Source organism: Actinomadura rudentiformis, from assembly GCF_008923185.1.
GTDB lineage: Bacteria > Actinomycetota > Actinomycetes > Streptosporangiales > Streptosporangiaceae > Spirillospora > Spirillospora rudentiformis.
Map to the genome: position 1 here is coordinate 248,234 of NZ_WBMT01000013.1, position 11,280 is coordinate 259,513.

At 69.3% G+C, this 11,280-nt stretch carries 9 protein-coding genes; 5 read left to right on the forward strand and 4 right to left on the reverse strand.

The window, feature by feature from the left end:
- Window positions 1-43 precede the first annotated feature (43 nt).
- The 3 genes from F8566_RS27290 to F8566_RS27300 all read left to right on the forward strand — a co-directional run bounded on the left by F8566_RS27290 (window position 44) and on the right by F8566_RS27300 (window position 2,131).
- Window positions 44-409: a hypothetical protein gene (locus F8566_RS27290; RefSeq protein WP_225993573.1), complete on the forward strand. Its 366-nt coding sequence runs from the start codon at window positions 44-46 to the stop codon at window positions 407-409.
- A 6-nt stretch (window positions 410-415) separates the two neighbouring features.
- Window positions 416-1,573, forward strand: coding sequence for a glutathionylspermidine synthase family protein (locus tag F8566_RS27295; RefSeq protein WP_151564616.1), 1,158 nt, complete (start codon window positions 416-418; stop codon window positions 1,571-1,573).
- A 99-nt stretch (window positions 1,574-1,672) separates the two neighbouring features.
- The gene (locus tag F8566_RS27300; protein WP_151564618.1) at window positions 1,673-2,131 is read left to right on the forward strand and encodes a DUF350 domain-containing protein; all 459 of its coding nucleotides are present in this window, start codon (window positions 1,673-1,675) and stop codon (window positions 2,129-2,131) included.
- A gap of 41 nt (window positions 2,132-2,172) precedes the next feature.
- Here the strand turns inward: F8566_RS27300 and F8566_RS27305 are convergent, their stop codons facing one another.
- Both F8566_RS27305 and F8566_RS27310 read right to left on the reverse strand, forming a co-directional pair.
- A complete protein-coding gene (locus F8566_RS27305; RefSeq protein ID WP_151564619.1) occupies window positions 2,173-2,367 on the reverse strand; it encodes a DUF3046 domain-containing protein in 195 nt (64 codons plus the stop codon).
- Between the two features lie 9 nt (window positions 2,368-2,376).
- A complete protein-coding gene (locus F8566_RS27310) occupies window positions 2,377-3,651 on the reverse strand; it encodes an alpha/beta hydrolase (protein ID WP_151564621.1) in 1,275 nt (424 codons plus the stop codon).
- Window positions 3,652-3,822: 171 nt separating this feature from the next.
- Between F8566_RS27310 and F8566_RS51530 the strand changes: the two genes are divergently transcribed.
- Window positions 3,823-8,742: an Lhr family helicase gene (locus tag F8566_RS51530; protein WP_225993574.1), complete on the forward strand. Its 4,920-nt coding sequence runs from the start codon at window positions 3,823-3,825 to the stop codon at window positions 8,740-8,742.
- Between the two features lie 83 nt (window positions 8,743-8,825).
- On the opposite strand, the gene F8566_RS27325 is transcribed toward F8566_RS51530, so the two are convergent.
- Entirely contained in the window at window positions 8,826-9,563 is a 738-nt protein-coding gene (locus F8566_RS27325; protein WP_151564623.1) for a hypothetical protein, read from the reverse strand.
- A 92-nt stretch (window positions 9,564-9,655) separates the two neighbouring features.
- On the reverse strand, window positions 9,656-10,600 hold the full coding sequence (locus F8566_RS27330; protein WP_151564625.1) for a DMT family transporter: 945 nt from the start codon (window positions 10,598-10,600) through the stop codon (window positions 9,656-9,658).
- Between the two features lie 82 nt (window positions 10,601-10,682).
- On the opposite strand from F8566_RS27330, the gene F8566_RS27335 reads away from it, so the two are divergent.
- On the forward strand, window positions 10,683-11,255 hold the full coding sequence (locus F8566_RS27335; protein ID WP_151564626.1) for a TetR/AcrR family transcriptional regulator: 573 nt from the start codon (window positions 10,683-10,685) through the stop codon (window positions 11,253-11,255).
- The last annotated feature ends 25 nt before the right edge of the window (window positions 11,256-11,280 follow it).

Below are 11,280 nucleotides of genomic sequence, written 5' to 3' on the forward strand. Positions count from 1 at the left end.
CTTGCCTCCACAGGAGTCCCGGCGTCGGCTCAGTTCCCGCGCGGTGAAAATCGGAATGGTGAGCGCGCTGTCCCTTTCGGTGGTGTCGTGCTCGTCCGATGACGACGACGCCATCACCGCATACTGCGTTACGCAGGACGACGGCACCTCCCTTGGGACTCCGGCGCCTTTTCCTACTGAGGGCCCAGACGGCTACAGAGTGGTCGGCGAGTACAACTGCGACGACCCGGATGCCGGCCGGAGTTCTCACGCCAGCTACTTCTGGTACTACGGCGGTGTCCGCAATGCCAGCGGGCGCGTCAGCGCCGGCAGCACGGTCATGCCCAGCAGTACGAACATCACCTCCGCGGAAGGCAAGACGATCCGCAGTGGCTTCGGCAGCTCTTCCAGCGGCAGCTCTGGCGGCTGAACGACGATGCGACGCGAACGTTCGACCCCGCGTGCCGACTGGGGCCAGAAGGTGGAGTCCCAGGGACTGGCTTTCCACCGGACCGCACATCCAGAACACCTTCCGCGCCCGTACTGGGACGAGTCGGTGCACTACGTCTTTGAGATGGACGAGGTACTGGCACTGGAGGAGGTCGTCGAGGAGCTCCACAAGATGTGCCTCCAGGCCGTGGAACATGTGGTCACCACTGGCCGCTACAACGTTCTCGGCATCCCGGACTGGGTGGCGCCTCTGATCGAAGAGTCATGGCGGCGCGGCGATCCGCATCTGTACGGGCGGTTCGACCTGCGATACGACGGCACCGGCCCGGCCAAGCTGCTGGAATACAACGCCGACACCCCGACGGCTCTGGTCGAGAGTTCCATCGTTCAGTGGTACTGGCTGCAGGACGTCTACCCGGACGATGACCAGTGGAACTCGATCCACGAGCGCCTGGTAGCGCGCTGGAAGGACATCCTCCCCGGCATTCCGGACGGCCCGGCGCACTTTGCTTGGACCAAGGGCGACGAGACCGGCGAAGAAGTCATGACGATCGCCTACATGCAGGAGACCGCCGAAGAGGCGGGCCTGCCGGGCGTGGCGATCGCCATGGAGGACGTCGGCTGGAACCCTGCGCGTCAACGGTTCGTGGACCTCGACGAGAAGGAGATCCACGCGCTCTGCAAGCTCTACCCGTGGGAGTGGATCGTTGCGGAGCCCTTCGGCCGCCATATCCCGGACGCGCCCACCGCCTGGATCGAGCCCATATGGAAGATGGTGCTCTCCAACAAGGCGCTCCTGGTGCTCCTGTGGGAGCTCTTCCCCGGCCACCCGAATCTCCTGCCCACGTACCTCAACACGCCTTCGACGCTCACCTCGTACGTGCAGAAGCCGCTCCTGGGACGCGAGGGGGCGAGCATGCGGATCGTGACACCGGACGGGGCGGAGACCCGCACCGAAGGCAAGTACGGCGCGGAGGGCTTCGTCTTCCAGGAGTTCTGCCCGCTGCCCGATTTCGACGGAGAACACCCGGTACTCGGCGCGTGGGTGGTCCACGACGAGTCCGCCGGGCTCGGCATCCGCGAGACCTCAGGCCTCATCACCGACGACACCTCGTCGTTCGTCCCCCACCGCATCCCCCTGTAACGACATCCCCCTGTACGACATCGCCTGCAACGACATCCCGCCGTAACGGACATCCCTCTGCAACGGACGCCCGGCGAACGCTTCCCTCTAAGGAGACCCATGATCACGGCCGCTAACGACGACAGCCTCGCCCAGATTCTGCTGGAGGGCAGCGGGGCACTCCTGGCGTACGCGGCGGTCGGGCTTGTGCTGTTCATCGTCGGCTTCTACATGACCGACCTGGCGACGCCCGGCCGCCTGATCACCGTCATCCGCGAGCACCGCAACCCGAACGCCACGCTGCTCGCCGCCGCCTCGACCATCGGTGTGGGCCTCATCGTCTCGGTGTCGATCTACGCCTCCCATGGTGATCTGCTGGAGGGCCTCAGCCGGACGCTGGTCTTCGGCGGTGTCGGCATCGTCGCCATGACCGTCGCCACCCAGATCTTCGACCGCGTGGTGGGCATCAGCATCAAGCAGCTCGCCGACGACGCGGACGACAAACTCGAGCCCGCGGCCATCCTCCTCGCCGTCGCCAACCTGATGATCGGCGTCGTCACCGCCGTCGCCACCTACTGACCGGAGGTCACCAGGCCCGACCGGAGATCACCAGGCGTCCGTCACTGGAGGCGCGCTGGGACGTCGAAGGTCGCGACCACGGCGGCCCAGACCTTCTTGGCAGGCTCCCCGTCCGCCAGGGCCTGTTCGATGGTGCGGCCTCCCAGAGCGGCTATGACATAGTCCTTGGCCACGCTCGCCGCGTAAGCCTCGCCGAACTGCTGGTTCATCCGATTCCAGAAAACTGTGAGCCGCACCAGACCACGCTATCCGACGGACTCCGATACCTCGTCCGGGACGGATGGGCGGCCGGCGCCTTCGAGATATTGCCGGTGCAGACCGGTCAGATAGCGCTCCACGCCCTCGACCACCCGGGCCGTACGGTACGAGGGGAAGACATCGAAGGCGTGCTGTCCGCCCTTCATCTCGGCATAGATGACGGGCGATTCCGAGACGTCGCGGAGCTTCTCCACGAAACGCCTCGCCTCCGCCACTGGGATCAGCGAGTCGTGGCTTCCGTGGATGACGAAGAACGGCGGTGCGTCAGGGCGCAGATAGTTCACGGGGGACGCCTTGGCGAAGGCATCAGGCTCATCCGTAAAGGAACGCTTCACCAGCATGCGTTCAACCAGCGGCGTCGCCCCCATGGGGACGGGCCATGGTCCCGGCTCAACGAAGTCGTACACCCCATAGAACGGGACTGCCCCACGCACGCTGGTGTCCACGTTCTCAAAGCCGGGCTGGAACTCCGGCACGTTCGCGCTAAGCGCCACCATCGCCGTCAGGTGCCCGCCCGCTGAGCCACCCGTCACGCACAGAAAGTCCGGATCGGCCCCATAGGACTCGGCGTTCTCGCGATACCAGGCGATGAAGTGCTTGAGGTCGACGAGATGGTCTGGCCATGTGGCTCGTGGGCTGAGGCGGTAGTTGACGTTGAAGCCCACCCATCCCTGGACGGCCATGTGGTTGAGCAGGGGAAGCCCTTGTTCGCGCTTGTCCCCTATGACCCAGCCTCCGCCGTGGATCTGCATCAGCCCGGGCCGCAGTTGCCCGTTCCCAGCAGGCCGGTAGACATCCAGTTTGAGCCGCAGCCGTCCGTCCTTCCGGTAGACGAGGTTGCGTTCGACCTTTACTCCTCGCCTCGGTATGAAACAGAGCGGCGGCAGGATCACGTGCGAACGCGGATAGCGCGGCGCGTCGTCCGGGTCCAGGTCGAGCGGCACCCCGGAGTCTCGCAAGGTCACGACCGTCCTCCGCGCCGCGATGATGGTCGCCGCGGTGCCCGCCGCTGCGGCGAGACCTGCGATCAGCCCCGTCCAGCCCGGCCATCCCTCAAGCCCTCCGTACGCCACCAGGATCCCCAGGCCCGCAACCTCAGCGACCAGCAGATGCGGTGCCAACTCGATGGTCAGCCACCCGGCGAAGAAGCTCGGCACCAGCGTCGTCATGTGACGCCGGCGCGGGCGGTGGGCGTTCACTGCGAGCAGTAGGGCGCCCAACCCGAAGGCCAGCAGGGCATACGTCACGGGGGCATACGTCATGAAGGCTCCTCGCCCTCACACGAGGCCCTGCGGAGGACCTCGCTCCTTGCGACTGCAATCACTTCCAGGATCCACCGAACAAGTACTTGCTTACAACCGCCGATCGGGTCCGAGGCGATGTGACGCCGACCACGCTGCGGTTTTGTCGGTGGCACGGGGCAGGATGGAGGGATGAGCGGTGACGTGCTCGAACGCTTCTCCCCGGCCACGCGTGAGTGGTTCACCGGGGCCTTCGCCGCGCCCACGACGGCGCAGGCCGGAGCCTGGGAGTCGATCTCAGGGGGCGACAACACCCTGGTGGTGGCGCCGACCGGCTCCGGCAAGACCCTGGCCGCCTTCCTGTGGTCGCTGGACCGCCTCGCCGCCTCGCCCGCGCCCGACCCCAAGCAGCGCTGCCGGGTGCTGTACGTGTCGCCGCTCAAGGCGCTGGCCGTCGACGTCGAGCGCAACCTCCGGGCCCCGCTCACCGGGATCCGGCAGGCCTCACGCCGTCTCGGCCTGCCGGAGCCCGACGTACGGGTCGGCATCCGCTCCGGCGACACCCCCGCCGACGAGCGCCGCCGCCTGGCCACCAAGCCGCCGGACATCCTGATCACCACGCCGGAGTCGCTGTTCCTGATCCTCACCTCGCAGGCCCGCGAGTCGCTCCGCGGCGTGGAGACGGTGATCGTGGACGAGGTGCACGCGGTCGCGGGCACCAAGCGCGGCGCCCACTTGGCGATCTCGCTCGAACGCCTCGACGCCCTGCTCGAACGGCCCGCCCAGCGCATCGGCCTTTCAGCGACCGTCCGGCCCGTCGGCGAGGTCGCGGCCTTCCTCGGCGGGCCCAGACCCGCGAAGGTCGTCCAACCGCCCTCCGACAAGGTCTTCGACCTCGACATCGTCGTACCCGTCGAGGACATGGGTGAGATCTCGCACTTCGTCGACCAGAGCGGCGAGGCCGACCCCCGCCAGAGGTCGATTTGGCCCCACGTGGAAGACAAGCTCCTGGACCTGATCCAGGCGCACCGTTCCACCCTGGTGTTCGCCAATTCGCGGCGCCTGGCCGAACGCCTCTGCGGCCGCCTCAACGAGCTCGCCTACGAACGCGCCGTCGCCAGCACCACGGCCGGACACGAGGAAGGCTCCACGGCCGAAGGCAACGCGGCCGAAGGCGACGGTCCCAGGCCCATAAGCCAGGAGGACATCGACCGCGCCCTCCAGACCTTCGCCTCTGGCTACCCCACGGACACGACCGAGGGGCGGCCTCGGCGCACCCCGGCGGAGATGATGGCTCAGGCAGGTGCGGCCCGTGGCGTTCCGGCTGAGATCGCTCGCGCGCACCACGGTTCGGTCTCCAAGGAGGAACGGGCGGGCATCGAGGACGCGCTCAAGCAGGGCCGTCTGCCCGCCGTGGTCGCCACCTCCAGCCTGGAGCTGGGCATCGACATGGGCGCGGTCGATCTGGTCGTCCAGGTCGAGTCGCCGCCCTCGGTCGCCAGCGGCCTGCAGCGCGTCGGCCGGGCGGGGCACCAGGTCGGCGCGGTCTCCAAGGGCGTCATCTTCCCCAAGTACCGCGGCGACCTGGTGCAGACCGCGGTCGTCGCCGAACGCATGCGCGGCGGCGAGATCGAGGAGCTCCGCTACCCGCGCAACCCGCTCGACGTGCTCGCCCAGCAGATCGTGGCGATGGTCGCGATGGACGAGTGGACGGTCGACGACCTCGACACCATGGTCAAGCGCGCCGCCCCGTACGCGGCCCTTCCCCGTTCCGCGCTCGAAGCGACCCTCGACATGCTCGCGGGCCGCTATCCGAGCGACGAGTTCGGCGAGCTGCGGCCCCGCCTGGTCTGGGATCGCGTCACCGGCGTCCTGCGCGACCGGCCGGGCGCCCAGCGCCTCGCCGTGACCAGCGGCGGGACGATTCCCGACCGCGGCCTCTTCGGCGTCTTCCTCGTCGGCGAGGCTGCTTCCTCCCGGGGGGCGACCCCCGGAGCCCCCGGCGGCTCCCGCGTCGGCGAGCTCGACGAGGAGATGGTGTACGAGTCGCGCGTCGGCGACGTCTTCGTTCTTGGCGCGAGCTCCTGGCGCATCGAGGACATCACGCCCGATCGCGTGCTCGTCTCGCCCGCACCCGGCCAGCCGGGCAAGCTCCCGTTCTGGCACGGCGACGCCCTCGGCCGCCCCGTCGAGCTCGGCAAGGCGCTCGGCGCGTTCACCCGCGAGCTGGTCAAGCTCCCGGCCGAGACCGCCCTCCACCGCGTCACCGCCTCCGGTCTCGACGAGTGGGCGGCCGCCAACCTGGTCTCCTACCTGAGCGAGCAGCGTGAGGCCACCGGTCACGTGCCCGACGACCGCACCCTCGTGGTCGAACGGTTCAGGGACGAGCTGGGCGACTGGCGCCTGGTCGTGCATTCGCCCCTCGGCGCCCGCGTTCACGCGCCCTGGGCCCTGGCGATCGCCGGCCGTCTCCGGGAGCGGTACGGCGTCGACGCGCAGTCCATGCACGCCGACGACGGCATCGTGATCCGGATCCCCGACATGGACGAGCCGCCGAGCCTCGACCTCGCCGTCTTCGACGCCGACGACATCGAGCGCATCGTCGTCGACGAGCTGAGCGGCTCGGCCCTCTTCGCCGCCCGGTTCCGCGAGTGTGCGGCCCGTTCGCTCCTCCTGCCGCGCCGCCGCCCCGACAAGCGCATGCCCCTCTGGCAGCAGCGACAGCGTGCCGCGCAGCTACTGGCCGTCGCCAGCAAATACCCCTCGTTCCCGATCGTCCTGGAAACGATGCGCGAGTGTCTGCAGGACGTGTTCGACGTGCCGGGCCTGGTCCAGCTCATGCGCGACATCTCCGGCCGCAAGGCACGCCTGGTCGAGGTCGAGACGCCCGAGCCCTCCCCGTACGCCCGTTCACTCCTCTTCCACTACGTGGGCGCGTTCATGTACGAGGGCGACTCGCCGCTGGCCGAACGCCGCGCCCAAGCCCTCGCGCTCGACTCGGCCCTTCTCGCCGAGTTGCTGGGCCAGGCCGACCTGCGCGAGCTGCTCGACCCCGAGGTGGTCGCCGACACCGAACGCGAGCTCCAGCGCCTCGCCCCCGACCGCCAGGCCCGCGACCTGGAGGGCATGGCCGACCTCCTCCGCGAGCTGGGTCCCCTGACCACCGCCGAGGTGATCCTCCGCACCGCCCCGCCCAGCCCCGCCCAAGCCTCCGACCACGCCACCGCGGACTCCAGTCCCTCGCACGGCGATCAGGCTGCCCAGAAGCAAGACCGCGCCGCCACCGAAGCGGATCGCGTTGCCTCTGATCTTGAGCGCGCCGCGTCCGGGTCCGACCACCCCGACGTGGAGCCCTCGGACGTCGCGAACATCGCCGACCCGAGGCCGGCCCGATGGCTGGCCGAGCTGGAAGAGGAACGGCGCGCCATACGGGTTCGCATCGCCGGCGAGGAGCGTTGGGCGGCGATCGAGGACGCCGGACGGCTCCGCGACGCCCTCGGCGCGCCACTGCCCGTCGGCATCCCCGAGACGTTCCTTGAGCCGGTGGACGATCCGCTGGGCGACCTCATCTCTCGCTATGCCCGTACGCACGGGCCGTTCCGCGCGTCCTCCGCAGCGGACCGCTTCGGTCTGGGCACCGCCGTCGTCCTGGAGACACTGCGCCGCCTCCGCGCGAACGGCCGCGTCGTCCAGGGCGAGTTCCTGCCGGTAGAGGTGGTATCCGGCCCGCTCACCAGCGAGTGGTGCGACAACAACGTCCTGCGCATGCTGCGGCGCCGCTCCCTCGCCCGCCTGCGCGCCGAGGTCGAACCCTCGCCACCCGAAGCACTCGGCCGGTTCCTGCCCGCCTGGCACGGCATCACCGGCGGCTCCCGCCTACGCGGCATCGACGCCCTGGTCCAGGCGATCGAACAACTCCAGGGCGCCGCGGTCCCCGCCTCGGCGCTCGAATCCCTCATACTCCCGTCCCGCGTCCCGGGTTACTCCCCCGCCCAGCTGGACGAGCTGACCTCCGCAGGAGAGGTGATGTGGGCAGGCCAGGGCGGTCTGCCAGGCGGCGACGGGTGGGTCTCGCTCTACCTCGCCGACACCGCGCCGCTCCTCATGCCGGAGCCCGCCGAGATCAGCATCACGCCCGCGCACCAGGCCGTGCTCGACGCCCTCTCGGACGGCGGTGCGCTCTTCTTCCGCACGCTCTCCGACCGGCTCAACGCCACCGAATCGATCAACGACCCGGATCTGGTCACCGCCCTCTGGGATCTCGTCTGGGCAGGCCATCTCACCAACGACACACTCGCGCCCCTCCGCGCCGCCCTCGGCTCCGGACGCCCGGCCCACCGTGCCCGCGCCACCCGCCGCGGCCGGCCCGTACTGCCGTCCCGGACGGGCCCGCCGACGGTGGCCGGACGCTGGTGGCTCCTGCCCGAACGCGAACCAGCGGGCACCCGCCGCTCACACGCCCTCGCCGAGGCCCTCCTCGATCGCTACGGCATCGTGATCCGCGGTGCCGTGGCCGCCGAACGCGCACCGGGAGGCTTCGCGGCCGTCTACCCCGTGCTCCGCGCGTTCGAAGACAGCGGCCGTTGCCGCCGAGGCTATTTCGTCGAAGGACTGGGAGCCGCGCAGTTCGCGCTCCCCGGCGCCGTCGACCGCCTCCGTTCGCTCCGCCCCGCACCTCCGCCCCCGGACCCGGACCCGTGGGAGCTTCCCCTCCCCGGCTCCAAACCGGCGCCCGACACTCGGGCCCTGGTGCTGGCCGCCGCCGACCCGGCCAATCCCTACGGCGCCGCTCTTCCGTGGCCCGGACGCGAGGACGAGGTGGCCAGCGGCCACAAACCCGGCCGCAAGGCCGGCGCTCTGGTCGTCCTGACCGAAGGCCGCTTGGCCCTCTATGTCGAACGCGGCGGCAAGACCCTTCTCACCTGGGACGACGACCCCGAAGTCCTCCAACCCGCCGTGGACGCCCTCGCCCTTGCCGTCCGCGAAGGCGCCCTCGGCAAACTCACCGTCGAACGAGCCGACGGTGAGTCCATCAACGACTCGCCCTTGGCCGCCGCCCTGGAAGCCGCCGGCTTCCATCCCACGCCAAGAGGCCTCCGCCTCCGTGCCTGACCCCGATCCTCCGTGCCTGACCCCGATCCTCCGCGCCTGACCGCAATACAGAGGGGCTTGTCGCACGTGGATGGGACGGAGTGTCAGCGGGCGAGGCTCACGGCGTCTGTCCGCATGCCGCTTTCGGGATCCTGGTGGTCGCGTTCTTCCGAACGTGGCGCGTTCTGGTGCGGCTTGCGCCTGGACAGGATGGCGAACGTGGCCAGCAATCCCCCACCGATCAGGGACGCGGGGCCCAGCGGGACGAGGAAACCGAAGCGCAGGCCCATCGAGACCTTGGCGTCCACGTTGGGCTTGCCGTCCATGCGCATGACGACGACAGACCAGGCCCCGTGAGTCTTGTCCCACTTCAGGGTGCGGGTGCCGGTCCCGGTGGATGACGCCACCCAGAACGTGCGGCTGGTGGGAGGGGCGGGCCGTGCAGCGCCACTCACGTGTCTGAAGTCGGCCCGGAACGGTTTCAGCTGTGCAGAGACGAAGTCGTCGTACGCGCTGCCCTTCAGATATCTCTCGACCTCGTCCTTGGGCCCGATCCCGACGAACAACGGCACGTTCGGATCGGCGGAGGCGACCACGATACGGACGCGGGCGATCTCGCCGATGTCGGGCGACGGGTCGGCGGCGTGCGCCGAGGAGGAGCCGACGTCGATCTCGTCGGTCTTCAACGCCGAACCGGCCGTGGCGAACCGGCGCTCGGACGTGCTGAAGTAGCCGCCTTCATCGGCCTGCAGAGACGCCAGTGCGACGAGGCCAAGGCCGACCGGCAGTAGCGCTGCCGCTCCCAGCGAAGCGAGCAGCCGTACGGGTCGCGAGGTGTTCATGATTCACTCCCTTGAAGTAACACACTCGTACTACAAACAAAGTAGCACGAGTGTGTTACAAAGGTGCGGCCGGATTCGGCCATCGCCCGGCCCTATGACGTGTGCCGCTCCACAGCTGCGCGTGGCTCAGGTGAGCACTGGGCGGTGACCGACGGTTCAGAGGAGGGCGCGGCTGGACGGTCGGCGCGGATCAAGAGGACGGCCAGGGCGCAGACCCCTACTCCGGCCAGCGACAACGCAGTCATGGTCGTGCCGAACATCAGCCATGACCAGGCCATCGTTGCCGGAGGCGTCAGATAGAGCAGGCCGGAGACGCGCGCCACGCCGGTACGGGCCAAGTTGATCCAGTAGAGGCCGTAACCCCCGAACATCGCCGCCACGACCAGGATGGCGATCGCGATCCAGAACGTGGTGTCGGTGGGCGGCGTGAGCGTGCCGGTCGCGGCGGCCAGCGCGCTGAAGAGCAGTGCGCTGATGCCCGCCTGGATGGTGAGTGCATCGATGAGGGTCGCGCGGGGTCGGGTGCGGCGCTCGATGAGGGTCGCCGCGACCAGGGAGAGCATCGCCGCGGCCGGAAGCAGGTACGCAAGGAGCGGGGCGCGGGACACGCCCAGGTCGGCGCTGACCACCATGGCCACGCCGGCGAGGCCGATCAGGAAGCCGGCGATCTGGCGCCTGCTGACTGATTCGCCCAGGAGGGGCACGGCCAGCGCCACCGCCACGATGGGCTGGAGTGCGCAGATCAAGGCGGTCGTTCCCGAGGCGACCCCCTGCTCGACGGCGGCGAACACCCCGTACAGATAGCCGACCTGGCCGAGACCCCCGATGACCACGTGCAAGGCGAACTCGCGCGGCGGAACGCGGCGGCGGCGCCAGAGCATCCAGACGGCCAGCACGGCGAACGCGATGATGAAGCGCCACGCGAGCAGGGTGGTCGCGGCGGCGGAGCGTGTGCCGAGCTCGGCACCGATGAAGCCCGAGCTCCACGCGACCACGAACCCAGCGGCGAGCAAATGATCGACGCGGTGGTCTGACATGCCGTCCCCCTTAGGTATACATACCGGTATACCTACTGTAGCTATACCGGTATGTATACTCGTTGTCCAGGGAGGTGGCCTCATGTCGACCGTCAGCCGGCCGTTGACACCCGCTGGTCAGCGGGTGCTCGACGTGGCCAGCGAACTCTTCTACGAGCGGGGCATCGGCGCCGTCGGCATGGAGCTGATCGCCGCCGAGGCGGGCGTCACCAAGAAGACGGTGTACGACCGCTTCGGGTCCAAGGAGGCACTCGTCCTCGCGTACCTGCGCGCCCGTGACGAACGCTGGCGCGCCTTTCTGACCAGCAGCATCGAGAACGCCGGCGGCGCGCGCGAGCGCATCCTCGCCACGTTCGACGCGCTCGGCGACTGGCTGCGCACCGAGAGCGCCCGGGGCTGCGCGATGGTGAACGCCCTCGCCGAACTACCCGACCACACGCACCCGGGCCATCGCGCCGCAACCGACCAGAAGGAATGGCTTCGCACCCTCTACGCCGATCTCGCACGTGAGGCCGGCCTGAACGAATCCTTGGCCGACCAGCTCCTGATCCTCCATGAGGGCGCCGTCGTCACGTTCAGCGTCGCAGGCCGGCAGAACGCCGCCGCCCTCGCCCGCGAAGCGGCAAGCGCCCTGCTTTCCCACCCTGCCGCCTAGCTTTCCCGGCTCAGCTCTCCGGCAA

Excerpts from the sequence above, each read along its gene's own strand:
- F8566_RS27325 (WP_151564623.1), bottom strand. The coding sequence starts at position 9,563 with ATGAACACCTCGCGACCCGTACGGCTGCTCGCTTCGCTGGGAGCGGCA.
- F8566_RS27295 (WP_151564616.1), top strand. The coding sequence starts at position 416 with ATGCGACGCGAACGTTCGACCCCGCGTGCCGACTGGGGCCAGAAGGTG.
- F8566_RS27310 (WP_151564621.1), bottom strand. The coding sequence starts at position 3,651 with ATGACGTATGCCCCCGTGACGTATGCCCTGCTGGCCTTCGGGTTGGGC.
- F8566_RS51530 (WP_225993574.1), top strand. The coding sequence starts at position 3,823 with ATGAGCGGTGACGTGCTCGAACGCTTCTCCCCGGCCACGCGTGAGTGG.
- F8566_RS27330 (WP_151564625.1), bottom strand. The coding sequence starts at position 10,600 with ATGTCAGACCACCGCGTCGATCATTTGCTCGCCGCTGGGTTCGTGGTC.
- F8566_RS27300 (WP_151564618.1), top strand. The coding sequence starts at position 1,673 with ATGATCACGGCCGCTAACGACGACAGCCTCGCCCAGATTCTGCTGGAG.
- F8566_RS27335 (WP_151564626.1), top strand. The coding sequence starts at position 10,683 with ATGTCGACCGTCAGCCGGCCGTTGACACCCGCTGGTCAGCGGGTGCTC.